This is a genomic window from Methylohalobius crimeensis 10Ki (assembly GCF_000421465.1).
Classification (GTDB): domain Bacteria; phylum Pseudomonadota; class Gammaproteobacteria; order Methylococcales; family Methylothermaceae; genus Methylohalobius; species Methylohalobius crimeensis.
Genome location: NZ_ATXB01000002.1, coordinates 390,175 through 416,466 on the forward strand (window position 1 = coordinate 390,175; position 26,292 = coordinate 416,466).

Annotated in this window: 26 protein-coding genes and 1 pseudogene; 18 read left to right on the forward strand and 9 right to left on the reverse strand. The window is 58.8% G+C overall.

Annotated features, from left to right (window positions below; all coding sequences use genetic code 11):
* Positions 1-98: 98 nt before the first annotated feature.
* Together H035_RS0115555 and H035_RS0115560 are read right to left on the reverse strand one after the other, a co-directional pair.
* A complete protein-coding gene (locus H035_RS0115555; protein ID WP_022949886.1) occupies positions 99-1,016 on the reverse strand; it encodes an aldo/keto reductase in 918 nt (305 codons plus the stop codon).
* Positions 1,017-1,029: 13 nt separating this feature from the next.
* On the reverse strand, positions 1,030-2,358 hold the full coding sequence (locus H035_RS0115560; protein WP_022949887.1) for an NTP/NDP exchange transporter: 1,329 nt from the start codon (positions 2,356-2,358) through the stop codon (positions 1,030-1,032).
* Between the two features lie 1,140 nt (positions 2,359-3,498).
* On the opposite strand from H035_RS0115560, the gene H035_RS0115575 reads away from it, so the two are divergent.
* Positions 3,499-4,740 (forward strand): MFS transporter, encoded by a 1,242-nt coding sequence (locus H035_RS0115575; protein ID WP_022949890.1) that lies wholly within the window; start codon positions 3,499-3,501, stop codon positions 4,738-4,740.
* Here the strand turns inward: H035_RS0115575 and H035_RS0115580 are convergent.
* The 3 genes from H035_RS0115580 to H035_RS0115590 are packed head-to-tail and all read right to left on the reverse strand — an operon-like array spanning position 4,730 to position 6,830.
* Positions 4,730-5,398 carry a TPM domain-containing protein gene (locus H035_RS0115580; protein WP_022949891.1) on the reverse strand — a complete coding sequence of 223 codons (669 nt, stop codon included), beginning with the start codon at positions 5,396-5,398 and terminating at the stop codon, positions 4,730-4,732. The genes H035_RS0115575 and H035_RS0115580 overlap by 11 nt on opposite strands.
* Complete coding sequence (locus tag H035_RS0115585) at positions 5,392-6,189, reverse strand: TPM domain-containing protein (RefSeq protein ID WP_022949892.1); 798 nt, start codon at positions 6,187-6,189, stop codon at positions 5,392-5,394. Before H035_RS0115585 ends, H035_RS0115580 begins: the two co-directional genes overlap by 7 nt.
* On the reverse strand, positions 6,189-6,830 hold the full coding sequence (locus H035_RS0115590) for a LemA family protein (protein ID WP_022949893.1): 642 nt from the start codon (positions 6,828-6,830) through the stop codon (positions 6,189-6,191). The genes H035_RS0115585 and H035_RS0115590 overlap by 1 nt, the downstream gene beginning before the upstream one ends.
* Before the next feature lie 305 nt (positions 6,831-7,135).
* Between H035_RS0115590 and H035_RS0115595 the strand changes: the two genes are divergently transcribed.
* Positions 7,136-7,435, forward strand: a complete 300-nt coding sequence (locus tag H035_RS0115595) for an RNA recognition motif domain-containing protein (protein WP_022949894.1) — start codon at positions 7,136-7,138, stop codon at positions 7,433-7,435.
* Positions 7,436-7,550: 115 nt separating this feature from the next.
* On the opposite strand, the gene H035_RS20200 is transcribed toward H035_RS0115595, so the two are convergent.
* A complete protein-coding gene (locus tag H035_RS20200; RefSeq protein WP_022949895.1) occupies positions 7,551-7,925 on the reverse strand; it encodes a methyltransferase family protein in 375 nt (124 codons plus the stop codon).
* A 174-nt stretch (positions 7,926-8,099) separates the two neighbouring features.
* On the opposite strand from H035_RS20200, the gene H035_RS0115605 reads away from it, so the two are divergent.
* From H035_RS0115605 to H035_RS0115645, 9 genes are all read left to right on the forward strand, one after another.
* Positions 8,100-8,486: an RlpA-like double-psi beta-barrel domain-containing protein gene (locus H035_RS0115605; protein WP_022949896.1), complete on the forward strand. Its 387-nt coding sequence runs from the start codon at positions 8,100-8,102 to the stop codon at positions 8,484-8,486.
* Positions 8,487-8,555: 69 nt separating this feature from the next.
* A complete protein-coding gene (locus H035_RS0115610) occupies positions 8,556-8,768 on the forward strand; it encodes a hypothetical protein (RefSeq protein ID WP_022949897.1) in 213 nt (70 codons plus the stop codon).
* A gap of 556 nt (positions 8,769-9,324) precedes the next feature.
* Positions 9,325-9,888, forward strand: coding sequence for a TetR/AcrR family transcriptional regulator (locus H035_RS0115615; protein WP_022949898.1), 564 nt, complete (start codon positions 9,325-9,327; stop codon positions 9,886-9,888).
* A 99-nt stretch (positions 9,889-9,987) separates the two neighbouring features.
* A complete protein-coding gene (locus H035_RS0115620) occupies positions 9,988-10,629 on the forward strand; it encodes a DJ-1/PfpI family protein (RefSeq protein ID WP_022949899.1) in 642 nt (213 codons plus the stop codon).
* A 210-nt stretch (positions 10,630-10,839) separates the two neighbouring features.
* Complete coding sequence (locus H035_RS0115625; RefSeq protein WP_022949900.1) at positions 10,840-11,571, forward strand: DUF6969 family protein; 732 nt, start codon at positions 10,840-10,842, stop codon at positions 11,569-11,571.
* Between the two features lie 185 nt (positions 11,572-11,756).
* Positions 11,757-12,182 (forward strand): BufA1 family periplasmic bufferin-type metallophore, encoded by a 426-nt coding sequence (locus H035_RS20205; protein WP_022949901.1) that lies wholly within the window; start codon positions 11,757-11,759, stop codon positions 12,180-12,182.
* 30 nt (positions 12,183-12,212) lie between these two features.
* On the forward strand, positions 12,213-13,103 hold the full coding sequence (bufB, locus tag H035_RS0115635; RefSeq protein WP_022949902.1) for an MNIO family bufferin maturase: 891 nt from the start codon (positions 12,213-12,215) through the stop codon (positions 13,101-13,103).
* Positions 13,100-13,876, forward strand: coding sequence for an HvfC/BufC N-terminal domain-containing protein (locus H035_RS0115640; RefSeq protein ID WP_022949903.1), 777 nt, complete (start codon positions 13,100-13,102; stop codon positions 13,874-13,876). Before bufB ends, H035_RS0115640 begins: the two co-directional genes overlap by 4 nt.
* Positions 13,873-14,421, forward strand: coding sequence for a DoxX family protein (locus H035_RS0115645; protein ID WP_022949904.1), 549 nt, complete (start codon positions 13,873-13,875; stop codon positions 14,419-14,421). The genes H035_RS0115640 and H035_RS0115645 overlap by 4 nt, the downstream gene beginning before the upstream one ends.
* A 63-nt stretch (positions 14,422-14,484) precedes the next feature.
* On the opposite strand, the gene H035_RS22540 is transcribed toward H035_RS0115645, so the two are convergent.
* The 3 genes and pseudogenes from H035_RS22540 to H035_RS20215 form a co-directional block, all read right to left on the reverse strand.
* Positions 14,485-16,497, reverse strand: coding sequence for an MGH1-like glycoside hydrolase domain-containing protein (locus H035_RS22540; RefSeq protein ID WP_051149873.1), 2,013 nt, complete (start codon positions 16,495-16,497; stop codon positions 14,485-14,487).
* Positions 16,498-16,615: 118 nt separating this feature from the next.
* A pseudogene (locus H035_RS22810) lies at positions 16,616-16,825 on the reverse strand (glycogen debranching enzyme N-terminal domain-containing protein); the annotation flags it as partial.
* Positions 16,826-16,828: 3 nt separating this feature from the next.
* Positions 16,829-17,974 (reverse strand): transaldolase family protein, encoded by a 1,146-nt coding sequence (locus H035_RS20215; RefSeq protein WP_022949905.1) that lies wholly within the window; start codon positions 17,972-17,974, stop codon positions 16,829-16,831.
* 243 nt (positions 17,975-18,217) lie between these two features.
* Between H035_RS20215 and H035_RS20220 the strand changes: the two genes are divergently transcribed.
* The 7 genes from H035_RS20220 (at position 18,218) to H035_RS0115690 (ending at position 25,885) form a co-directional block, all read left to right on the forward strand.
* On the forward strand, positions 18,218-20,191 hold the full coding sequence (locus H035_RS20220) for a glycoside hydrolase family 15 protein (RefSeq protein WP_268741938.1): 1,974 nt from the start codon (positions 18,218-18,220) through the stop codon (positions 20,189-20,191).
* Between the two features lie 11 nt (positions 20,192-20,202).
* Positions 20,203-21,291, forward strand: coding sequence for a cobalamin-independent methionine synthase II family protein (locus H035_RS0115665; RefSeq protein ID WP_022949907.1), 1,089 nt, complete (start codon positions 20,203-20,205; stop codon positions 21,289-21,291).
* An 11-nt stretch (positions 21,292-21,302) separates the two neighbouring features.
* Positions 21,303-22,280, forward strand: coding sequence for a hypothetical protein (locus H035_RS20225; protein ID WP_022949908.1), 978 nt, complete (start codon positions 21,303-21,305; stop codon positions 22,278-22,280).
* Positions 22,255-22,809 carry a patatin-like phospholipase family protein gene (locus H035_RS0115675; RefSeq protein ID WP_022949909.1) on the forward strand — a complete coding sequence of 185 codons (555 nt, stop codon included), beginning with the start codon at positions 22,255-22,257 and terminating at the stop codon, positions 22,807-22,809. The genes H035_RS20225 and H035_RS0115675 overlap by 26 nt, the downstream gene beginning before the upstream one ends.
* A gap of 256 nt (positions 22,810-23,065) precedes the next feature.
* Positions 23,066-24,202, forward strand: a complete 1,137-nt coding sequence (locus H035_RS0115680; protein WP_022949910.1) for an MlaE family ABC transporter permease — start codon at positions 23,066-23,068, stop codon at positions 24,200-24,202.
* Positions 24,199-24,969, forward strand: a complete 771-nt coding sequence (locus H035_RS0115685; RefSeq protein ID WP_022949911.1) for an ABC transporter ATP-binding protein — start codon at positions 24,199-24,201, stop codon at positions 24,967-24,969. The genes H035_RS0115680 and H035_RS0115685 overlap by 4 nt, the downstream gene beginning before the upstream one ends.
* A gap of 1 nt (position 24,970) precedes the next feature.
* Entirely contained in the window at positions 24,971-25,885 is a 915-nt protein-coding gene (locus tag H035_RS0115690; RefSeq protein ID WP_022949912.1) for an MlaD family protein, read from the forward strand.
* Positions 25,886-26,292: the final 407 nt, after the last annotated feature.

Sequence of the window (26,292 nt, forward strand, 5' to 3'; positions counted from 1 at the left end):
TATAGAATAAGGTAGATTAACCACTGATTGAAATGCATGCGCCTCTCCAGGTTGGATATTGAGCAACGGACGCGCTTCGCGGTCGACCGTGACGGACTTCATGATTCGAAGTATTGAATCATCCGCTGCCGCGTTTCGGCATCAGGCAGTCGACCGTAGTTGGCGCCCATGTTGTCCACCATGTGATCCACTTTGGAGGTGGCGGGAATCACGCACGTCACGGCCGGATGGGAAGCGATGAATTTCAAAAAGAATTGGCCCCAGCTGGCGATGTCGTAATCCGACGCCCAGTCGGGCAAGGGCTTGCCTTGGATTCGACGGAACAGATCGCCCCGTTGAAACGGCCGATTGATCAGGGTCGCCATGCCGCGGTCGGCGGCCAACGGCAAAAGGCGCTCCTCCGCGATGCGATTGTCGATGTTGTAGCTGAATTGCACGAAGTCGAAAGGCTCCCGCTCGAGAATGGCGGCCAATTCCTCGTGATCGCGGCCGTGGGAAGTGGTGATGCCGATATAGCGCACCCGGCCCTCCGCCTTCCAGGCTTTGAGCGTCTCCAGGTGGGTCCGCCAATCGCGCAGATTGTGGATCTGCATCAGGTCGAAGCGGTCCACGCCCCACAAGCGCCGGGATTGCTCCATTTGCTCGACCCCCGCCCGCTTGCCGTCGGTCCAGACCTTGGTCGCGGCGAACAAGTTTTTTCGTTCGGTTTGGGACAGCAGCTCCCCCAATACCCGCTCGGCGTTGCCGTACATGGGAGAGGAATCGATCAGCGCCCCGCCGTGGTCGAAAAACGCGTCCAAGACGGCGCTGAGCTGGGCCATCGATTGGGGATCGCCGGCGACGTTGAAGGTGCGCGATGTCCCCATACCGATGACCGGCAGCGACTCGCCGCTGGCGGGGATCGACTTTTGGATCGGTTGCTTTGCTGTCGCCAGCCAGGCGGGCCGCGGCAAAGCCAGCGCCGCGCCGATTCCGGCGATCGATTGAATGAAGCGTCTCCGGGTGAATCGTGTCATCGCCGTCTCCTAATTAAGGTTGTTCTCGTTCCACCGCCAACGCCGTCTGACGGCGTCCCAAAACATAGGATACGCCAGCCCACACGAGCGCCAAGGGCACCGCCAACCAGGCGATCTGGGACAGGCTCAATCCCAGATCCCGCAAGCCGATGTAAAACCAGGCGCTGACGGCGTCGCCGCCGCGGTACACCACGGTGTCGTTGAAATTCTTGGCCTTGTATTTTTCCTCGCGCCCCAACACCACGTAAAGCATTTCTCGCGCCGGGCGCATAATGGCATAGTTCCCGGCTCGGCGAAATATCTGGACTCCCACCAGCACCGCCAGCACCGGCGCCATTCCCAGGGCGACAAAACCCGCCGCCAGAAACAGTGGAATCAAAACCAGGGTCCACGCCAGCCCCAGCCACCTGACCAAACGCGCGGTCAGAAACGTTTGCGTCAGAAGGGTCAGCGCGTTGACCGCCCCATCGATGGCGGCGAACACGGCGGTACGCACCCCGGAATCGCTGAAGCTGTCGCGGATAATCTGAGCCTGCTGAAAATAGAGAAAGGTCGACAGGGTGGTGAACAGCAGCATCAAGATACCGATCCCCAGCAGATAGGGCGAACGCAGCACGAGGATGATGCCGGCGAAAATGCCGCCGCCCAGAGGCTGGTCTTGCCGCGCCGTTGATTGGGGATGCGCGGTCGGTACGCCCGCAACCGAGGGCCCCTCATGCCAGGCAATCAAACGATGGATGGCCACCACCGCCAGCCCCAGGAACGCCGCCGAGATCGGCAACAAATTGGCCGGCCCCAACGGCACCGCCAGACCCGCGGTCAGCACCGGGCCGGTCAAGGCGCCGGCGGTGCCCCCCGCGGCGATGAACCCGAACAGACGCCTGGCCTGCTCGTCGCTGAACAGGTCCGTCATGAAGCTCCAAAAGACCGACACCACGAACACGTTGAACACACTCACCCAGATGAAAAACGCCCGCGCCAGATAAGCATGAGTGAATTCCAACCGGAACAGGACGAAGAAAGCCAGCAAATTGACGATGAAAAAGTAATACACGGCGGGCAAAAAACACCGCCGCGGGAAACGCGCGCTAAGCCAGCCGAACAGCGGCACCGCCGCCAGCATCGCCGCGAAGGTGCCGGTAAAGAGCCACTGGAGATTCTCCACGCCGCCGGCGATGCCCATCTCGTCGCGCATGGGACGCAGAATGTAATACGCGCACAACAGCGAGAAAAAATACAGGAAGGACCAGGCCAATGCCTGGATTTCGACCGGCTCGACGTTGACCAATCGCTGCAGTCTGGATCGCCACAGCAAAAGACGGAAATCGGAGCGTTCGGCCATGGTTTGATTGTGACTTAATTCCTCATCAACAAGGCAAGCGATTCGCAGAGGATTGTTCGATTGAAATAAATTCTAAAAACCTATCCCAATCAACACGGATTCACTCATGGGGGATGATTTTCGGAAGGGAAACGGACCGCTCTGCCTGGGATGCGAAAAGTATGATATTTTTTCGATTATATGCGCATTTTGAATTGAGAAGATAGCAAATGGAGCAAGAACCCAATTTATGGGGCATTAATCCCGTTATTGATTTGGATGATGGTTCCGGCAATCGTTGCAAGCCTTTTGGCAAAAGAAAAAGGCCGTAATGTGGTTGCTTGGACAGTGATGAGTCTGATTCCGATGGTCAATCTTTGTGCAACATCTTGGAAATAGTCAAGGTCGCACAATTACGTTTTTGCCTCTCTCAAAATCAGCATCAACTTGATGTGCCGATATGTATTGCCCTTGATCGGGCCAATAAAAAGCCCGGCCCGGATTCATCCGGTCTAGGTCGGGCTATATAATTAACAAGGTTCAGGGTCCTGGAATTTTGTCTGATCGAATGCAGCAACTCAATGCTGATGAGCTCTGCTCAAAGAGCAACCTAACCCTTACCCTCTACTTTCTTCATCTGCTCGCCACAGCAGATTTCCTTATGCTCCATTTCAGAACAAGTACAAGGTTTTTCGTATACAAGTTCCGCACCGCATTTCTCACAACGATAACGATCTCCGACTTCTCGCATCATGGTTTCCTCCTTCTTAACGTTAGAGGGATATTCATCCTAACGCTGCTATTTAAGCATTACAATCTTTATTTTAACGGTCAGCCCAAAAAAATAAGGGGGAATCAAAATAAAAGGCATATTCTTAATATCTCCCTCTCTTCGATTCTCTTCTGTAAACGGTAGAAGGGAAGCTTCACCCTCATGCTGCTGCTATCTCATTCCCCTGTCCTTGCCAATCTCCTTAGAAATTCCGACAATATAAGAATGCTTAACTTCAAGCTTGTGACTCAATTATTTCAGCGCCCCCAAGTGCTGACAAAAGGCCGGCGAATAGCGGCTGGGCGATTGTCAGAGCTTCTATCCATGCTGGAAACGCCGCTGTTATTAAGCTTCTTCGTGCCAAAGACAGCGCAGGAGAAGGCCGCCTCTTGACCTATCTTGAACTGGCTCGCCGCTACCCGCGCCATTTGGCGTTCGGGCTGCTGCACATGTTCTATTCCAGCCTGGGACAAACGGTCCTGGTGGCCATCTTCACGCCGTTTATCCGCAAGGAATTTTCCCTGTCGCCGGTGGCGTTCGGAACCCTCTACGCCGCGGCGACGGTGCTGAACGCACTGGTGTTGCCGTTCGCCGGAAGGTTGCTGGATGTCATGCCGCTCAGGCGGGTGAGCCTTTTAACCACGTTCATTCTGTCGGCGGGGTGCTGGCTGACCGCCGAGGCCGCCAACTTGACCATGCTATTTGCCGGGTTGGCACTATTGCGGCTGGGCGGTCAAGGCTTGATGGTGCAAATCAACAGCGTGGGGATGACACGCTATTTCGGCGCCAACCGGGGCAAGGCGCTCGGCATTTCCATCCTGGGCATGCCGCTGGCGGAAGTGGTCATGCCGCCGCTATTGTTGGTGCTGATCGAGCGTTGGGGATGGAGCCAGGTTTATTTGCTTCTGGGCGCCAGCAGCCTGGTACTCTTTCTGCCCTTGACCCGACTTCTGATCCGGACCGGCGACCGCTTCAACTTTCCCCACGGACACGCCGGAACCGGCGGTGGCGCGGCCGCCGATCGCGCGCACCATTTCACCCGGGGACAAATGCTGAAAACCGTTTATTTCTATGCCGTCATGCCCCTGCGACTGATGCCGCCGTTCATGATGACGGCGCTGCTACTCTATCAGGACTTGATCGCCGAAACCAAGGGCTGGGCCCTGAGCTGGTTGGCGGCGGGAATCAGCGCCTACGCGGTAGCGCGGGTGGTATCCTCATTTTTGGTCGGCCCCCTGGTGGACACCATCGGCGCGCGGCGGATACTGCCGACGACCCTGTTCCCGCTCATGGGCGGATTGGGGGTATTGATCGTCTCCGACGCTCCCTGGTGGGGACTGGTTTATCTGGCCCTATGCGGCATCACGGTGGGATTTGCGGGAAACGTCGGGGCGACGGTGTGGGCCGAGGTTTACGGCACCCGGCATTTGGGGGCGATCAAGAGCCTCCAAGCCAGCCTGGGAGTGGGCGCCGCCGCGGCGGCGCCGGCAGTGACGGGCGGATTGATCGATTGGGGAGTCGGCATCCCTACGCTGCTGCATTGGAGCATAGGATTGATGGGGGGATCTACCCTGCTGGCACTGCTCGCACCGCTCCCGAAAGCGGGCAAATCGACAGCGCCTAGTCTTTGAGGATGAGATGATCGAAGAGCTCGTTGGGATTGATCTCCCCGGCGGGAAAATGCGCGGCCAAAAGCTCGCCGCATTGCCGAATGGCGTCTTCGAAACCTTGGCTGAGATCGGCGCTTTTGACCCCTTTTATCAGGGTGTTCACGACCTCGTCCCAGGTCTCCGGCGGAAGCTCCCGGGCAATGGCCTTGTCGGCGAGCACCACTGCGCGGTGTTCCATGAGAGAAACGAATAGCAGGATTCCGGTCTCCCCTTCCGTTTTATCCAGCCCCGCCTCGTAAAACGCCACCTCGGCGCGAAGTTCGGTTTGGTGGATTCGGTCGTCGCGACTGGTCAACGCGCGTTGAATCCATGGAAACCGGGCCATCCACCAGGAAAAGGCGACGACGAACAAGGCGGAAATCGCCGACCAAAGAGGGTCGTCGCCCAGGTACGGGATCAACAAATCGGGCACGCCCAGGGCGAAATATAACAAGAGCAGAATCGCCGCCAGCAAAACCGGCACGTGCCCCACCGTGGACGATCTTTCAACGATCATGGGAACGATCTCGCCCCGGGTGGCGCGTTCGGCTTCTCGGATTGCACGTTCGATCCGATCGAATCCCGATTTTTTTAGATGCCTTTTGGCCCAAGAGGGGATGGTCGGTGTATTTCCTACCATTGTCCGGATGCGCCTCCGCCGCTGAATCCACCGCCACCGCCGGAAAAGCCGCCGCCCCCACCGGAAAAACCGCCTCCGCCGAATCGCCCGCTGCCGAATCCACCGGCGCCGATGCCGTAAATGCCGGCGCGGCCGTACCGTCGACGCCGAATGGAATAGGGAGCAAGGCCGACGCCCAGGCGCCGCAGGAACACGCCCCCTGCAAACAGGACGAAAATCAGAAAATTGACGATACCCCCCCAGCTCCTTCCACGACTGCTTTTGCGGACCGGAGAAGTCTTGGCATTCAGCGCGGCCGCCATATCGAATTCGGGATCGGTCTTTTGCGCGATTTCGGCGATCCCACGTACTATTCCTTGACTCATGCGGCCCGCTTTGAATAAAGGCACCATTGTTTGATCGATGATTCGGCCCGCTTCGATGTCGGTCAGACGGCCTTCCAACCCGCCGCCCACTTCGATACGAACTTGCCTTTCCTTCCGGGCGATCAGCAAAAGGACGCCGTTGTCCTTCTCGGCGGTTCCCAACTTCCAGTCCTCCGCCACCTGGATCGAAGCCCTTTCAATCGGCAGGCCGTGCAGTTCGTTCACCGTCAACACGGCAATTTGGCTGCCGCCCTCCTGCCAGAGACGGCGCAGCGCTTTTTCAATTTGTCGCTTGGCGGCGGGCTCCAGGATTCCGGCGTCGTCGACCACCGGCCCCTCAAGGGCGGGCACGGTGAATTCGGCCGCCTGCAGGGCCGATGGAGAAAATGCGATCAGAAAGAGCCAAAGAATCGGAGCCAAAGGCATTAAAACGCCACCTCCGGCGCCTGTTCTATTTGTTTTTGCTCCGCCTCGGAAACGGTCCACTGGGGCATCTTTTCATGCTGATAGAGAAGTCCGTTGGTCCAGCTCGTCGGAGGAACCGTAATCAAATCGTTGAAGCGCTTGATGGCTTCGATATGGCGCCGCCGGGCAATGGCGATCCGGTTTTCGGTGCCCTCCAGTTGAACCTGGAGGTCCCGGAAATTTCGATCGGCTTTGAGATTGGGGTAGCGCTCGGCGACGACCATCAGCCGGCCCAGGGCCTGACTGAGCGATCCTTGAGCCCGTTGGAATTTTTCCAGCTGTTCCGGCGAAGCCTGACTCGGATCGATCGTCATGCGGGTGGCCTTGGCGCGCGCCTCGATCACCGCGGTCAATGTTTCCTGTTCGTGACTCGCGTAGCCCTTCACGACTTTCACCAAATTGGGAATCAGATCGGCGCGCCGCTTGTATTGATTGGTCACCTCGGCAAGCGCCGCTTCGACGTCGTTTTTGGCTTGCGGAATGGATTGCAATCCGCATCCGCCGAGCAGCAGCGCCGTGAATGCCAGCACGGCGACAACGCGGCCGAAGGTTCCTACCGCTCGGGAAGGCAGGGTCTCGCTTGTTTCAGAGCGAAGCGCCATTGTGATTATCCCTCTTCAATATCAGGACCGACCGATACATACTAACATTTGCGTGGAATTTTAACCTATGCGGCGATAGGCATCGAGGATGCCGAATAAACTCTCGTACCCAAATTATTAGTTGCGGTCGAACGAACTTAGGAGTAGCTTTCGCGATGAATGTCTCACTTTCAAAGCCCTGCCCAAAAAATCAGGGTCCGAAAACGCGATCCAATGCGAAAGACAATCCTTTATCAGGCTATTTTGTGCGTTGGCTAGCTTGATAGAGCCAGCGCTTGTCAACGCATTCATTAGGAAATCTGTGAATGAATATCTACGTTGGCAACCTGCCTTACAGCGTAACGGAAGACGAGCTTCGCCGGTTATTCGAGCAGTATGGCGACGTTCAAAGCGTGTACGTGATAAAAGACAGGTATAGCGGCATTCCCAAAGGCTTTGGTTTTGTCGAGATGGGAAGCCAGGAGGAAGCGGACCACGCGATCGAGAAGCTTGACGGGCATGAAGTGGACGGGAGAAAAATCAAAGTGAACGAAGCCCGCCCCAGGAGCCATAAACCCGCCGACTCTGGAAGGACCGACAAGCCCAGATCCAAGCCCAAAACCTAATCTCAATATCCCGTTGGGGTGGGAGACATCTCCTTTTCCGATCGGCACCGTTTAAACAAAGCCTTCGGTTCTCCAGCCATCCCACCGGTGACCCACGGCTTTCCGATCCGCTTTCCTACCACAACCATCGCGGCACGCGACGGGAGTATTCCTCCCAAGATTTCCCATGGGCACGAGCGAGCCACGGCTCTTCGCCCAGCACGACGCGAACCTGAAAAATGGCGGCCAGCATCACCGCGTAGACGAACAAACCGAGGGAATGGAAGGCAACCGCCCACCCCAGCAAGAGGAGAACCACGGAAAAATACATCGGGTTGCGTGTGTAGCGATAGAAGCCCACGACAACCAAGCGCCTCGGAGGCGCCCAGGGCGCGAGTGTCCCCTTGCCAGAAACGTAAAAATCGCGCGCGCACCAAAGCAATCCGAGGAACCCGGCGACCAATGGAATCAGACCCAGGGGCTGCACCATCTGAGTATGAGAACTGGCCATGAGCCATTTCACCGGAACGGCAACGGCGAAGATGCCCGGTAAGACTATAAATGCCAGGAGTGCATGCGCTAACATGAACCGCAAACGGTTACCCCATAATGCGGCAAATCCATTCCAGACCGAAACGGTCGAACCATCCGCGTTCTATGAAAATATAAAGGGTTGGATGAAGCAATGGCCAAATACTACGGTTTTACGATTGTTTTTCTGATCACTCTATCCCTCTTGGGGTGTAGCGACAACACCCGATCACTTTCGGTGACCGCCACCGCGTATACCTCATCCGTCAAGGAAACGAGCTCAATCCCTTCAGTCGGCGCATGGGGAGACACCCTCAAGCCGGGTATGAAAGCCATCGCCGTTTCTAGAGATCTGATCGACCTGGGGCTTACCCAAGGCGTCGAAGTTTCCATCCAAGGACTGCCGGGGAGATACAAAGTGCTGGATAAAACCCACAAACGATGGCGGCGAAGAATCGACATTTACATGGGTGACGACGTGCAAAAAGCCAAGGCTTGGGGAAAACGGAAGGTCACCATCCGCTGGGAGCCTGAGGAATAAACCCTATGGGGCACAGTCAATCCGAGTAGAATAAGATGCTTACAACTCTCTCTCCAAAAGGAGCGGCTCATGAATCTGGACACCCAGCTCCTCACCCTCACCTGTCCACACTGCAACAATAAATTCAAAGAGAAGATCGGACGCCTGAAGCATAACCCGGTCCTCGCCTGCCCCGCCTGCAGACAATCCCTCCGGATCAAACCGGACAATTTACGGCAAGGAATGGAGGCCGTCCAAAAACGGCTTGATCGAGGCAAACCGAATCTCCGCAAACTGCGATAGATCCCGAATCCCGATCGCTTTTCCATCGAGGAGGTTTCAGGCCCTACTGCCGCAAAAATTTCGCGTAGTAGACAGTCTTAATCCCTTTTTCATCAGATCCATTTTTCGAGCCAGCTACCAGCGCGGCCCATACGGGAGAAAGCCTGGATCATTTCGCCCACGGGGTTCCGCTAAATCATCGACATCGAGCCGCTGTTTCACGAGTATCGCTCACTGGCTGACGCAGGCCGATGAGAATTTGGATGCAGAGGCTTCCCACAAAAAAGGCCACGCACCTGAAGATACCAAATTAACAATATCACGTCTCAACAATCATCTGGGCCTCCCCGCTGATCAGGATAAGAGAAGTAGCCCTCCGGTTAGAAATGCTCCTTAATACCTGCCTGACGCGGAATGGTATTCGCCGTGGGTTTAGCTTTGATGGTGGTGGGAACTGAGAAATGCTTATTGGAAAGAGACGGTCAATGACAGGGTTCGCTCCACCTACCGACTGGCCATTGAAGAAATATCTGCTATCAAGCTTGACAGACAGATCGTTCTGTTTTATAAAGACGCCATGAACAGCAAGCGTCACAGCGAACCGGCGGAGCGGATTCTAAAAACCGCGGGGGAATTATTTTACACCCAAGGTTATGCGGCCACCGGCGTGAACCAAATCATTTCCGAGGCGGGGGTGGCCCGGGCGAGCTTTTACCAGCACTTCCCCTCCAAGAAGGATTTGGCGGTCGCCTACCTGCGACGCCGCCACCGAATTTGGTTCCAGTGGCTGCGCAGTCACGTGGAACGAGAAACGGAGCCGACCGCGCGGCTTTCCGCCCTGTTCGATTTTCTCGCCGACTGGCTGCCTGCCTCGGGATACCGGGGATGCGCCTTTCTCAATATGATGTCCGAATCACCGACGCTCGGCGGCGAAATCCAAGCGGTGATCAAGCAGCATAAATCCGAACTGCGAGACTACATCCGCGCACTAACTGCCTATCTCGACGTGTCGCCTCAAGAGCAGATCGCCGATGTCGTGCTCGTATTATTTGAGGGCGCCATCATCGAATGCCAGGTGATGCGTGATCTCTGGCCCATCGAGGCCGCCAAAAAAGGGATACTTCGTTTAATCGATCGATGAGCCTTGGTGCCATCGGCAATAAGGGGAAAAATTTTACTTTAATCCAGACTGAATGTTCTGTCTATCTATCTTCAACACACAGCAAAGGAGGTATCCGACATGTCCAAGCGACTCGGCATCTATGTCTTTGACGGGGTAGAGGTCATCGATTTCACGGCCCCGCTCGGGGTAATGGCGGTGGCTCGCCGCATGGATCCGGAACTGGAGGCTTTTCTCGTGGGCGACTCGGGAGGCTCGGTAAAAACGACGGCCCACATGGAAGTGACGCCGCGTTACCGCCTGGACGATCGCCCCACCATGGACGCCTTTCTCATCCCGGGCGGCATCGGCACACGCAATGAGATGCACAACGGGCGATTGATCGACTTCGTCCGGACATTGCCGACCGAGACGCTGCTGGTCAGCGTATGCACGGGCTCGTGGATTTACGGCAAGGCAGGGCTTCTGGACGGACGCAAAGCGACCAACCGGAAGCACGGCGATCCTTCCGAAAAACTGATTCCGATCGACCGGCTGGGGGAAATCGCGCCTGCCTGCATCCTCGATCGGCATCGTATTGTGGACACGGGACGCATCCTCACCGCCGGCGGCATTTCCTCCGGTCTCGAGATGGGCCTGTATCTCCTGTCCCGCTTCGGCTACGACGACGAGTTCGTCGATACCGTCGCTTACATCATGGAGTACGATCGACACTGGGAACGGATGAAGCACGACCGATTGGTTGAGCGAATCGATCCCTAGCTATTCCGGCCCCATTCCAGGCAATTTTACCGGCGGCGGTTTATAAACAATCCTTGACGCCCGGGAAGGGGCCGCCCCTCCCCCACTCTGGGAAAGCAAGTTCGTAAACAGCCTTTTAGACGATTCAGTCACGGTAAGCAATTTCTTTGTTGCGCGACTCATAGGCAAAACCAAACCTCAAACAACACCACGTGACAAGTTAATTCAGCCATGGTCCACTCTCCGATCACACCTTCCCGCTCTGCTTTAACGGCGTTCAGCCCTATTCAACTCGAACGCATGGCCTATGCCGGTTCGCGAATCCGGGAGTGTTATCGCGCACTGACCAAGGGTGGCCTCAACATCGTCGGCGAAGTGCTGCGCGGCCAAGGAACCTTCTACGAATTCGAACACTATCCCAAGGACGACGTGTTCGACCCGGACACCCATTGCCAGTATTACTATCACGCCCACCGTGCGGATGCCGTCGAACACGGGCATTTTCATACCTTCATCCGGCAACCGGGCATGCCCGAAGGTGTCTCCCCGATCGCCCATGACGGCAAGGAAGCATGGCCGACCGGAGAGCAAGCGCTGACTCATCTGGTGGCGGTGTCCATGGACGCCTACGGATTTCCCATCGCCCTGTTCACCACCAATCGATGGGTCACGGCCGAAGCGTGGTATCGGGCCGAGGATATCATTGCGATGCTGGATCGATTCCACATCGATCACGCCTTTCCCTCCTGGCCGGTGAACATCTGGCTGTCCAACCTCCCGATTTTATTCCGACCGCAAGTGGAATGGCTCCTCCGGGAACGCGACCGGAAGGTGACACAATGGCGGAAGGCGCATCCCGATGTTGACGTCTACGAGGATAGGCGCCTGGAAGTCATTTCCCGCTTGCCGATCGATGTGGAAACCCAGATGCGGGAGGTAGCCGCCGCATTGAGAAAGCAATGAAAAAAATTTGTAAGGAATTAAAACCCGCCGCGACCCATTGACCGAAATGATCTCGGAAAGCATTCCGATCGGCCCGCATTTGGGATGACTTTGGAAACTTCGGATCAACCGGCCGATTTGATCCGGCTCCTCAACATTAGTTGATGCAAATATTTTTTATCTAAATGTAATAGAGGTAAATAGAAATGAAAAAAAATCCTACTCATTCGACTGTTTCCGCTATCACTCTTGCCGCAGCGCTCGGCAGCGCACTGACCGTGGCTTCCGAACCGGTCGCGGCAGCCGGAGGCGGTAAGGAAAAATGCTACGGCGTCGCCCTCAAGGGCAAGAACGACTGCAAGGCCGGACCGGGAACCACCTGCGCCGGCACCGCCAAGAGGGACTATCAGGGCAACGCTTGGAAGCTCGTGCCGGCGGGCACCTGCGAGGAAATCCGGTCGCCCACGTCGCCGACCGGATTCGGCCAGCTCAAGGCCTACAAAACGGCCATGAATCCTTGTGCGGCGAAAAACCCTTGCGCCGCCAAGAACCCCTGTGCCGGCAAAAACCCCTGTGCAGCGAAGAACCCCTGCGCCGCCAAAAATCCGTGCGCGGCAAAAAGCGTCTATTGATCCCATTTCCTCGTTTTGGAGCGTTCGTCGATGATGATCTCCTATGCCCTCTTGGACCCTGATTCGGCGGGCGCTCCACCTTTTACCCGCCTGCCCGCTTCGGCGGGCATCGGCCTCAAACCCGAGCATTATCAAACCATCCTCGACACCCGGCCAAAGGTCGGATTTTTCGAGGTTCACGCGGAAAATTACCTGGGCGCGGGCGGACCGCCGCATCACTACCTGACCCGCATCCGCGAGAATTATCCGCTGTCGGTGCATGGCGTGGGACTGTCGATCGGCTCCGAAGGGGGCATCGACCAGACCCATCTCGACCGTGTGGCCGCCCTGCTCGACCGTTACCTACCGGAAATGTTCTCCGAACACCTGGCCTGGTCGAGCCACGGCGGCGCTTATTTCAACGATCTCTTACCGCTGCCCTACACCCGGTCGACGCTCAAGCGCGTGTGCGATCACATCGATCAAATCCAGGAGCGGCTTAGGCGCCGCATCCTGCTGGAAAACCCTTCCACCTATGTGGAGTTCGCGCAAAGCGCCTTGACCGAACCCCAATTCATCGCCGAAGCGGTCAAGCGGACCGGCTGCGGCCTGCTGCTGGATGTCAACAATGTCTATGTTTCCTGCACCAACCATCGTTGGAACCCGCGCGCCTATATCACCGCCTTGCCTTTGAAGCAGGTAGAGGAAATCCATCTGGCCGGGTTTTCCGAGGATCGCGACGCGGCCGGTTCGCCCCTGCTGATCGATTCCCACGGCAGCGACGTCGCCGAGGCGGTATGGGCACTTTATGAATACGCTCTGGAAGGCACCGGACCGGTGGCCACCCTGATCGAACGGGACAACGATATTCCCCCGTTCAAGCATCTCCTGCGGGAAGCACTGCACGCGCAAACCCATCTTGCAGCAAGGAGACCGGCATGACGATCCAAACCGAATTCGCCGCCGCCCTGCTCGACCCCGAGCGGCTTTGTCCGGAAGGATGGATCGCCTGGAACGGCTCGGATGCGGAAAAGCGCCTGGCGGTCTATCGCAACAACGTGGTCGCCTCCTTGATCGATGCGCTGGCGGATACGTTTCCGGTGACCTGCGAGTTGGTGAGCGAGGCATTCTTTCGCGCCATGGCCCACAGCTTCGTCGAGGCAGAACCGCCTCGATCTCCCATTCTGGCGGAATACGGCCATCGATTCCCGGATTTTATCCAATGCTTTCCGCAAGCTTGTATCGTCCCCTACCTGGCCGACGTGGCGCGGCTGGAGTGGCTGTATCTGACCGCCTATCACGCAGCCGATGCCGAGCCTCTGGACAGAGCGCGCTTCCTACGAGCGCTGACCCGTACCGAGGATTTGCCCGCCGCCCGCCTCCGCCTGCACCCTTCGGCGGGCATCTTGCGCTCTTCCCATGCCGCCCACTCGCTCTGGGCGGCCCACCGGGGAGAGATCGATTTGACCGCGGTCGATCCCTATCGTCCCGAGGACGTGCTCGTCGTCCGTCCCCGGTTGCAAGTTCGGGTCTTTCCCCTGCGTCCCGGCGCCGCCCGGTTTTTGGATCGGATCAGCGCCGACATACCGTTCGGCGAGAGTGTGTCGGCCACGGTCGAGGCCCATCCGGAATTCGACCTGACCGGCGTGCTCTCCGATCTGATCGGCGCAAACGCATTGATTGCATTGGACCTTGACGAGGAAAGCTCCGCATGAACGCATTACAATCGTTTCTCGAAACCTCCGCCGGCGCAAAAATCACCCACTGGATCGAAAAGTCGATCCAATATTTGGCAAGGATCCCGGAAGCGCTGATCGCTTTCGTGGGACGGTTTTCCATCGCCGCGGTGTTCTGGAAATCCGGCCAGACCAAAATAGAGGGGTTTGCCCTGGACATCTTCGATGGCACTTTCCAGTTGGGCTGGCCGCATCTGTCGGACACGGCGGTGTACCTTTTCCGGGAAGAATATCAGCTCCCCTTTATCAGTCCGGAACTTGCCGCCCCCTTCGCCGCATTCGCCGAACATCTATTTCCTATCTTGCTTTTATTCGGCCTCGCAACCCGCTTCTCGGCCCTCGCCCTATTGGTGATGACGCTGGTCATCCAGCTATTCGTCTACCCAGGCGCCTACCCCACCCACGGAACCTGGGCGGCGATCCTCCTCTATCTGATGGCGCGCGGCGGTGGTCTGTTCTCGATCGATCATTGGCTCGCACGCGAGGCAAAAGCCAAGAAAATCGGCCAAACCGAAACGCCATAGATCCAAATAGGCGAGCCGGAATTTCGGAACGTCCGGATTCCATCAAGCCAAGGAAGGCGCCATTCAGGTTGGTTGTCTTTCGTGGAGCTTCAAAATCAGATTGGCCACCAGGGCGGTCCAACCGGTCTGATGGGAGGCGCCCAGGCCCCTACCTGTCTCCGCGTGAAAATATTCGTGAAACAACAGTGCGTCCCGCCAGCTCGGATCGTGCTGCAACGGGCTGTCCGGAGGATAGGCCGGAATCGATCCATTTCCGTCGCGGCGCAGGAGGCCGACCAAACGTTCGGCCAAATGACCGGTCACTTGGTGCAAGGTCATGGGTTGCCCGGCCAGGGCGGGGGCGGAAACCTTCAAGTCCTCCCCCAGGTAGCGGTGGAATTTTTCCAGCGCTTCGATCAACAGGAAGTTGGTGGGAAACCACACCGGCCCCCGCCAGTTGGAGTTGCCGCCGAACAAGGGAGTCGCGGATTCTCCCGGCTCGTATTCGATGAGTGCTTCGCCGATGCCCGGCAGCGAGCCCAGATCGCGGCGCTCGGCATGGAGTCGGCTGAGACTGCGGATTCCGTAAGGCGACAGAAATTCCTCCTCGTTCAAGAGGTGGCGCAGAATGCCGGGCAGCATGGTATGATCGGCCAGCGCCAGGAGATGCTCGCCCCGTTCGTTGGTGTGTTCCGGACAGGCGCAGATGGTGTGACCGTCGAACATACCGCCGCGGTGCTCATACAGCAGCTCGCGGAAACGGGGCACGCGGCTCAGGGTCTCGGTATCCAGGATTTCGCACGCGAACAGGGGAATGATCCCCACCCACGAGTACACATCCAGCCGTTGCCAATGCCCCTCGGGGGTCAGGATCAAATCCTTGAAGAAATGATCGTCGGCATCCCAGAGGGCTATGCCGTCACCGTTATAACCCGCAATGGCCTTGGCGACGGCGAGGAATTGGCTGTAGCACTGAACGGCGATCTCCTCGTAGCCGCGCCCGGCGGCGGCCAGTTCCACCGCCATCATGGTCATGTTGAGGGCGAACATGGCCATCCAGCCGGTGGCGTCGGCCTGCTTGAGCAGGTAACCGGGCGGCAGAGGCTTGGAACGATCATAGACGGAAATGTTGTCGAGCCCCAGAAAACCGCCCTCGAACAGATCGTGATGACGGCTGTCCTTGCGGTTCAGCCACCAGGCGTAGTTGAGCAGCAGCTTATTGAGGACGCGCTGGAGAAAATCGTAGTCGGCCCGGCCGCTTCGCTCCCGTTCGATTTGGAAAACCTTCAACGCGGCGGCGGCGTGCAGCGGAGGATTGGCGTCGCCGAACGCCCATTCGTAGGCGGGGATGTGGCCGTTGGGGTGCAGATAGCGCGCCTTCAGCAGCAACTCGATTTGCCGCTTGGCGAAATTTGGATCGAGCACGCAGGAAGTCATCGCCTGATAGGCCACGTCCCAGGCGGCGAACCAGGGAAACTCCCAGCAATCCGGCACCGAAATGACATCGTGCGCCTTGAGATGGCGCCAGTGGCGATTGCGGCCCGTCTTGCGCGCCTTTGGCGGCGGCATTTGGTCGCCGTCCAGCCAGCGCGCCACGTGGTAATGATAAAACTGCTGGTTCCAGATCAGGCCGGAAAGGGCTTGGCGCACTATTCGCCGGACTTCGGCGGGGGCCTCGCCGGGCAACAGAGCCGCGTAGAAAGCGTCGGCCTCGGCCCGGCGCGCCTCGAACACCGCATCGGCGGCCTCGAAGGGGAATTCCGCCCGCTCCGCCGCCAGCACCAGATCAATTTCCGCCGCTTCGCCGGAATCCAGTTCCAAGACATGCCAGGCGGCGAACTTGGTGCCTGCCGGCTCCGGATCGACCGCGCCCCTCTCCCCTTCCACCACCAGGCGGTGGAACGCGTCCTTGACGTAGGGTTGCGCGTTCGCCACTCCCCACAGCCGTTCGGCGTTGCTCTCGTTGCGGGTGAACAATAGCCGCGCATCGTCGGCGCCGTAGAGGTGATAACGGCCCAAGGTCTCGTGTTCGGCCTCGACGGCCCAGGCCGCCCCCCCGCGGCGGTTTGATTTGCCCCAAACCGGGGCGGACCGCATCTTCGTCGCCCCACGACCAGGTGTTGCGGAACCAGAGGGTGGGCAGAAGGTGGAGGGTTTCGGCCTCCGGCCCGCGATTAACGATGCGAATCCGGCAGTGGAGGGTCTCGGGATCGGCCTTGGCGAACCCCAGGACGCGATGCTGAAATCCGCCTGCGGGAAAGATCAAAAGGCCGTGATAGCGCCGGGTGAGGGAACCGGCCACGGTGCCTGCAGCATAGGCGCCGAGGCCGTTGGACAGCCACCATTCGCGCTGCTCGGATTGACTCAAATCGCCGCAGGCGGCGCGGCCGAATCGGATGCCGGTGGGTACTTTCAGCAAGGACATGACTTACGCCGCGACCCGGGACCGCCGCTCGATTCCATCCAGCGACTGGTCGAAGTCTTTCTGGAATGCGAACACTCCGTCGGCGAGCAAGGACCCGGCAAGCCCTTCCCAGGAAAGCCCCAGTTCCTTCAGTTGCGCCACCGCTGCTTGCGCTTCTTCAACGCCCTTCTCCAAGGTCGGCACCACTCGCCCCCGGCGCCGGAAAACCCTCGCCGTCGCGGGAGACATGACGCTCACCGTATCACGGGCGATCAATGCCTCCACATATTTCAGCGTGTCGTATTCCGGGTTTTTCACTTCGGTGCCGGACCAAAGCAGCCGCAGGGGTTTGGCGCCCAAGCCCTTGAGGGCCCGCCAGCGCTGGCTAAGCTCGCTCCAACGCTGCTCGTCGTGGATTTCCAGGAAACTCTGATAAGTCAACTTGGCGCTCGCGATGGCCATTTGGCCGTGGAGGCTTTTTGCCGATTCCGCCTCATCGCTGCAGCGTGACTGCATCTCGAGCGCAGTCAGCCGGACATCCACCTCCGCATCGATGCGGTTCAGGCAAAAACTGGCCACTGCGGCCACTTTACTCGGATCGCCCCCGCGCGCCAGCAGATCCTCCAGGCCGGAAAGATAAGCTTGGGCCACCCGCCGATAAGCTTGGTGCGAGAAAATCAGCGTCGCGTGGACATGGATGCCTTCCGCGATCAGCAGAGGAATCGCCGCGATCCCCTCATCCGTGGCCGGAATCCTGATCATCAGATTGTCGCGGCCGACCGTCCGCCACAGCCGTCTCGCCTCCATTAGCAGGCCATAGGTGTCGTAGGCCAAATGGGGTGAAACCTCCCAGGAAACATAACCATCTTGCCCCTGGGTTGAAGCGTAAACCGACCGCATCCTTCCGGCGGCGGCGCGAATTTCGCGGATTGCCAGATGCTCGTATATCGACTCGGGGTCCCGCCCTTCATCTCGTAGGCGGTAGATCAGATGACAGTATTCGGGTGGTGGAAAAAAAGCTTTTCCGAAGACGGGCGGCCGGGAAATCAGTCCTCGATAATCGTTCCACTGGATGATCGATTTCCATCCGCTTCTCCTCGAAAATTCGTCGTCCAGCGAATCGAGCCAAAACGATTGGCCATGACGGTTTAGAGCTTTCAATGCATTCATTGGGTTCCCCTCCGATCAGTCTTTCAATACAAACCCCGAATCGACCGGGGCTTTACCCATGGGTCGAAGGAAAACGCCATGGCTTACACCGAAATGGCGGGATAATTCCGTTGGGCCAATAAATGCGACAAGACGGGTGAAAGGTTTTCCGGTCAGTGGAGACCAATCAAAAGAACCATATGTCGGTATCAAGTCAGTCACCGGATCTTAATTTTTCATTCATTATCGAAAAGGAGTACGGCTATCCAATCCTATGTCCCGCTTCGTGACTATGCCTTGATCGGCGATTGCCACGGCGCCGCGCTGGTCTCGCGCGAAGGCAGCGTGGACTGGTGCGCCCTCGGTCGCTTCGATGCCGATCCGGTTTTCTGCCGGATTCTGGACGCCGCAAAGGGAGGTTTTCTGGAGGTGATGCCCGCCAACGCCTTTGAGACCGAGCGACGCTACGTGGGGCGTACCAATATCCTGCAAACCACCTTCACCACCGACACCGGGCGCATTGCCCTCACCGATTTCATGCCCCTGGGCCGAAAACCGGGGGCCGGCGTCCACGATTACGTATCGCTCAACGCTCCGTTCCGGCTGGTCCGCCTCGTCGAGGGCGTGGAGGGTACCGTTCGCCTGCGGATACGCTACCGCCCGAGCCTTGAATTCGCCCGGCGGTCGGCCCGCTTGAGCCAAACCGACGGCGGCATCGCTTGTCCGGATGGGCCGTATCTTCACACCGACCTGAACGATCACCTCTCCGTGGCGGACGATCTCGCCGCGGGAGAAGTCCAGCTTTCCGCCGGAACTCGATATTATCTGGTGGTTTCTTCCGATCCCACGCCGACGGCGGTGTCGCGTCCGGATCTGGAGCGACTACTGGCGGTCACCCGCGCCTTCTGGGAGGAATGGTCGGATTACTGCCGCTACGACGGCCCTTATCGCGAATCGGTGGTGCGCAGCGCCCTGGTACTGAAGATGCTTACCTACGCGCCCACCGGCGCCATCGTGGCCGCGCCCACCACTTCCCTGCCCGAGCAAGTCGGCGGCGTGCGCAACTGGGATTACCGCTATTGCTGGCTGCGCGACGCCGCCTTCACCCTGCACGCCCTCGCCCGTCTGGGATACAGCGGCGAGGCACGGCGCTTCAGCGATTTTCTCAAGCGAAGCTGCCGGGCCAGCGCCCCGGCACTACGCATCGGCTACGGCATTTGCTCGGAGACCGAGATCCAGGAATACTGCCTCGACCACCTGGAAGGTTACCGCCACAGCCGTCCGGTCCGGGTGGGCAACGCGGCGTTCGGCCAGGAGCAATTGGACGTCCACGGAGAGGTCATGGACTGGGCGCTGGTCTACCGGACCCTGGGCGGCAAAGTGGGCCCGCCGGAAAGGCGCCTGTTGCAGTCGATGGTCGATTATGTGACCGACCGCTGGAACGAGCCCGACCAGGGGATTTGGGAAATGCGCGGCCCGCCCCGCCATCACGTATACGGAAAAATCATGGCGTGGGTGGCCGTCGACCGGGCCCTCCGTCTGTTCGGGCCCGCCAAGGAATGGGTCCGGCTGCGCGACCGAATATACCGCATGGTGCTCGAGTACGGCGTCGATGGCCGATCCGGTCATCTCAAGCTGGCCTTCGCCGATGCCGGCGCCGACGCCGCCTTGCTGATGATCCCTAAGCTGGATTTTCCCCTGCCGGACCGGATTCTGGAAGCCACCGTGGATGCAGTGGAAAATCAATTGAAACACGGAGATTACGTCTATCGCTACCGGAACGACGACGGTCTGTCGGGCAAGGAAGGCGCTTTTTTGATGTGCAGCTTCTGGCTAGTCGACGCGCTCCTGTTTCTGGGCCGGGAGACGCAGGCACGCGCCTTGTACGAACGCCTCCTCCGCTGCGGCAACGATCTGGGGCTCTACTCCGAGGAGATCGAACCGGACACGGAGGAGCTTCTCGGCAACTTCCCGCAGGCATTCACCCACCTGGCGCTGATCGAGAGCGCCGCCCATCTGGATCTGTACGCGCGCGGCGGCGCGGCCGCCCTCCGGGGCACCCAGGCCGACCGCGCCCGGCTGGACGTGGAGGCGACCGCAGGACTTAAAGCGCTTTGGGCGGCCTTCAAGAAGACCCGCCGGGTGGGACGCCTTCGATCCTCGCGGGCCTCCATCCTGTCCGAAACCCATGCCAAGTGTGGCGACAAACCGCAAATCGAATCCGATCTCAAACCCTGAGGAGGCCCTCCATGCCCACATCCAAGCCATCCCCGACGCTTCCCACCGAACCCATCGGCAGCGTGCCGCGCCCGCCGGAACTGATCGACGCCGTCAAAGCGTTTGCGGCGGGCCGCCTGGGTCAAAGGGAACTCGACGCCCTGATCGAAGTGGCGGTGCGCGACACGGTGGCGCGCTTCGAGACCACCGGATCGCCCGTAATCACCGACGGCGAACAGGGCAAACCCAACTTCCTCGGCTATCCCTTGGAAGGACTTTCCAACATCGCCCCCGACGGCATCGCCATCGCTTTCGCCGACGGCCATCAGCGCCGCCTCCCCCGCCTCGACGAAGGGCCATTTCGCTACGCAAGGTATGCCGACGGTTACTTGAAACGCGCGCAAAAATACGCCCGCGTGCCGGTCAAGCAGGCGGTCATCTCCGCCTCGGCCCTGAGCCTCCTCTATCCCGAGGAAGGCATTGCCGATTATCCCAGGGAGCGTTTTCTGGCGGACCTGGTGGACGAAACCGCCACCGACGTCCGCCGCTGCCTGGCGCAAGGCGCCCACCGGGTTCAGATCGATTTCACCGAAGGCCGCCTGGCGGTCAAGCTGGATCCGAGCGGCGGTTTGCTGCGCTTTTTCGTCGAGCTCAACAATCGCGTCCTGGCGCGTTTCACGGCGGAAGAACGCAAGCGCATCGGCATCCACACCTGTCCCGGCGGCGACCGGGACTCCACCCACAGCGCGGACGTGGATTATGCCGGCCTGCTACCCCATCTGTTCGAGCTCAAGGCGGACAATTTCTACATTCAACTGGCCAGCGAACCCGATCGCGAAAGCGTGCTCGAGATCATCGCCGAGCACGCCAAACCCGATCAACGCCTCTTCGTCGGGGTCATCGATCCCATCGATCCCCGGGCGGAATCCCCCGAAACCGTCCGCGACCGGGTGTTGGAAGCCGCGCGCCACCTTCCCCCGGAGCGTCTGGGCACCACCGACGACTGCGGGTTTTCCCCCTTCGGCGACGACACCTCCACCGCCAGGGATCTGGCTTTCGAAAAAATTCGCGCGCGTGTCGAAGGAACGCGATTAGCCTCTGCCGAACTGAATTTAAAATAGCGAGAAACAACATGCCCATCCTGGAACCCGATCCCTGGCGACAGGCATTCTTCGATCATTTCCCCTGCCCGGACGATCTCGCCATTCCCACCAAGGACCCGGATGCCTATCGCCTGAATCCGCTTCACGCCTGGGCCTACAACAAACTCATGATCGCCGAAAAGCAACACCTGATGTGCGGTCCCCATGATATCGAGCCCGGCTTTTATCCCGTCTTCAGCAAGCCCATCTACAACCTGAGATCCATGGGTTCGGGCAGCGGAGTGATCGCCGATCGATATGATTTTTCAAAGAGATACAATCCCGGCTTCATGTGGGTGGAAATTCTGAAAGGCGAACATCTGAGTACCGATGTGGCGGTGGTGAACGGGAAAGCCTTGTGGTACGCCCATGCGATCGGTTATCCCGAACGGGAGGGCACCTTCGACTATTGGGAGATTCTACCCGGGAACCGGGAAAGGGTAGAAGCATATTTGCAGACCTTCATCTCGGAGAATTTCATCCATTACCGCGGCATGCTGAATTTCGAGACCATCGGCGGGCGCATCATCGAGATGCATCTTCGATTCGCCGATCAATGGCCGGATCTTTACGGAGAGCCATTCGTCCCCAACCTGATCGAGCTGTATCGCGCCGGAATCTGGCGCATGGGACCGTTAAATCGCACCGGCTTCAGCGTGGTGCTGTTCGGAGAACACCGCAACTATCGAAAACCGTCGCAGGCGTTTTTAAGTCAATTGATCGATCACGACCGGGTGACCAGCATCCAGCTGCCTTTTTATGAAGAGGTGCCTTATCAACAGCATTCCATGCCGCCCGGCGGGTTCAGGCTCGCCATCGTCAATGGTTTTTCCCTGGAACAATGCAAGGAAGCCAGAGAAGCGATTCATCAAGAATTCATGCGCCTGAACGACTGGAATCCAAAGCTTCCTTCCGGCTATCCCGGTGACGAGAGAATACTCCATGCCTCGCCGTCCGGACCGGCATAGACCGGTTACAGCGCTGGTATTCGCCGGCGGCGGCAGCCTCGGCGCCGTTCAAGTCGGCATGCTCAAGGCTCTCGTGACCGAGGGGGTGGAAGCGGACCTGGCCAGCGCGGCCATTCCGGGCGTCCTGCCGCCCGTCCGCATCCGCGGTCATTGTCTCATCGATGGCGGAGTAGCCAACCACACCCCCTTATCCACCGCCGTTGATCTGGGAGCGAAACGGGTTATCGTACTGCCGACCGGTGCCCCTTGCACCCTGGAACGCTTGCCTCTAGGCATTCTCGAAATCGTCTTGCATTCCCTCAATCTGTTCACGGTGCAGCAATTGCTGAAAGACGCCGCCTATTATCGGGACAAATTGGAAATCATCATCCTTCCGCCGCTCTGCCCCCTCTCATCGAGTGCTTACGATTTTTCCGTCGCCGGCGAACTGATCGACCGAGCCGCGAATCAGACCTACGCTTGGCTGAAACAGCACGGTCTCAGTCCGGCCGGCATTCCGCCGGAACTTGCGCCCCATACCCATCGCTGAAGCGAACCTTTATCTCATCCAGAAGCAAAAAAGGCGCATACATGCGCGCTTCTTAAATCTGTCACATTATATTCTAGAGCGGTCTCAGCGACTCTTGAACCGTTCCGCAACCAATCAACCTCAATTTCGCCTGAACGATGTAAGGGATCGCCCCGCTCAACTACGAATAAACGGAACAAGTTAAACTATTCTGGTAGAGAGCCAATACCCGACTTTCCTTTCACTGACAACTTCCAAATCCAATCGGGCTGAAATCATGTCGAATTCATCGACCGCCGCAAAGCCGCTTCCGGACAATCCCGGGATCAAATGCGAGGATCGAAAGGTGATGCTTTCCGGCGCCTGGAATCTGCGCGGTTTGGCGACGGAACTGCCGAGATTGCGTTCGCGACTCAAACGCTACGTTCGCCAAACCGGATTAGAGTGGGACTTGAACGGGGTGGATATCCTGGACAGCGCCGGCGCCTACGTGCTCTGGCAAGTTTGGGGCGAGCGATTCCCCGAGCATCTTCAAATACGCGCCGAGCTCGTCGCGGTATTCGACCGCTGGCGGAAACGGCAAATCCCCTCCGTCCAGGACGCCCCGCGCCGATCCCGGATGCTGCTGAGGCCTCTCAAACGCAATCTTTCCGCCTTTACGGGACAAATGATCGAACTGCTGATTCTGCTGGGGCAATTGATAATCGACCTGGGTAACGTCATCCCCCATCCCCGCGATTTTCCCTGGCGGGAAACTTCCGCCACCCTTCACGACGCCGGCGTCCGAGCGTTGGGGATCACGGCGCTGGTGGGCTTTCTCATCGGCATCGTCCTCAGCTACCTGTCGGCGCTGCAATTGAAAAACTACGGCGCCCAGGCGTTCGCCGTCAATATTATGGGGCTCGGCATCATCCGCGAACTGGGACCGACGCTGGCGGCGGTACTGGTGGCGGGGCGCTCCGGCTCGGCGATGACCGCGCAATTGGGAGTGATGCGCGTGACCCAGGAATTGGACGCCCTCGCGGCGTTGGGTATCTCCGCCTCGCAGCGCCTGATCCTACCCAATGTGGTCGCCTTGATGATCGGGATGCCGCTTCTGGTGGTCTGGACCGATGCCATGGCGCTGGTGGGCGGGGCGGTCGCCGCCAAATGGGAGCTGGATTTCGGCTACTATCAATTCTTTACCCGCTTGCCCGACGTGGTGCCGGTTTCCAATTTGATCATCGGGCTGGGCAAGGGCGCGGTCTTCGGCTTGTGCATCGGACTGATCGCAAGCCACTTCGGATTGCATACCCAACCCAACACCCAAAGCTTGGGCCGAGAAACCACCCACTCGGTGGTCACCTCAATCACTCTGGTCATCCTGATCGACGCGCTGTTCGCGGTCGTCTTCGACGACGTGGGGATGCCATGAACGAAAGCTGCGTGGTTTGCCTGGAACGGGTATGGACGCTTTTCGGCGATACGGTGGTTCACCGGGATATCAATCTGTCGATCCGAAGAGGGGAAATCGTCGGGTTGGTGGGCGCATCGGGAAGCGGAAAAACCATCTTGATGCATGAAATGATCGGCCTCAAGACGCCCACCTGCGGACATATCTCGATTCTCGGCGAACCCTTGTGGGAGCGGGGCGTCCAACGCCGCCAGCAATTGCGCAACCGTTGCGGCGTGCTGTTTCAGGGCGGCGCCCTGTTCAGCGCGTTGAACGTTTTCGACAATATCGCTTTCCCCTTGCGGGAACTGGGTTTTTTCGACGAGGAATTGATCGAACATTTGGTCTGCATGAAATTGGCCATGACGGGGCTCGAGCCCCGCGACGCCATGCACATGCCGGCGGAATTGTCCGGCGGCATGGTGAAGCGCGCGGCGCTGGCGCGGGCCTTGATCATGGAACCCGAATTATTGTTTCTGGACGAACCGACCTCCGGGCTGGATCCGGCTTCGAGCGAATCCTTCGTCGATCTTCTGAGTTGCCTGCATCGAGAATTAGGGTTCACCGTCCTGATGATCACCCACGATCTGGATACCTTGCGCGATTTGTGTACCCGCGTGGCGGTATTGGCCGATCAACGATTGATCGCCTTGGGAACGCTGGAAGAGGTGCTCGATTGCCCGCACCCCTTCGCGCGGGAGTATTTCCACGGCAAACGCGCCCGGCGCGTTTTCGAGAGGAGGGAGTAAGATGGGACGGGAAAGCTACGCCCTGATGGCCGGAACCTTTGTGGTCGTCCTGATGACGGCCGCCTTGGCCGCGTTCTACTGGCTGGGCGGCCACACGGTGCAACGCGATCCCTACATCGTGGTCACCCAATCGGCGATTTCCGGGCTCAATCCCGAATCCACCGTCTATTATCGCGGCGTCGAGGCCGGCAAAGTGACGGCGGTCGATTTCGATCCCGAGAATATACGCGACATTTTGATCCACATCCAAGTCGACCACACCCTGCCGATCACCCGCGGCACGTACGCCACCCTCAGAAGCCAGCCCCTGACCGGCCTGGCCGAGATCGAACTGAACGATACCGGCGACAATCCCACCCTCCTGCCAACGCGCGCCGACCGGCCCGCCCGCATTCCCATGAAACCCTCCATGCTGGACAAAATGACCGAATCCGGTCAGGATATCCTCCTTCAGATCAAGCAACTCACGACCAACCTCAACCGTTTGCTGAACGCCGAAAATCGAGCCCGGATCGAAAACACCCTGGCGGCGGTGGAAACCGCCGCCGAGCGGATGGCGTCCCTGGAGGAACGGCTCGACCAAACCCTTTCCGATCTCCCTGCCCTGACCGCCGAAGCCCGGCAAACCCTGGCCCACATCAACACCCTGGCCAAGGATTTCAAGGAAGTATCGGCGGAAGCGAAAAACCTCACCGAGGACACTCGACAGCTAATAGCATCGGGCCAAAACGCCACCCAGACGATGACCACCGAGACGCTCCCTGAAGTGAACGCCTTGCTGCGGGATTTACGCCCCGCGATCAAACATCTGGGAAAACTGACCCGGATGCTGGAAAGAGACCCACAAATGCTTTTGCTGGGACCGCCATCTCCTCCGCCCGGCCCCGGCGAACCCGGCTATGAGAAATGGAAATGATTCGGCATTTTTTTCGATCTACCTACCGCCTGGGAATCTGCCTGGCCCTGCTTGGAATGTCGGGGTGCGGCCTGGCGCCGGATCGGCCGCCCCCGCCGAGATTGCATGACTTCGGCCCGGTCACGGATATTCCGACCCAAAGACCCTGGTCGAAAGTCGTCGTGGAAGCGCCGGAATGGCTGCAAGGCGACCGAATCCATTACCGTAGGCTGTATCTCGATCCCACCCGCGTCGATGCTTACACTCGCAGCCGCTGGATCGCTCCTCTGCCCGAGCTGATCGAAGAATATTGGCGCGGAACGGAAGGCGAACGCGGCTACCGGTTGCGCATTCGCCTGCTGGCATTCGAACAGGTTTTCGAACGACCCGACCGCGCCCGGGTCGTGATGCGATTTAACGCGATAGTC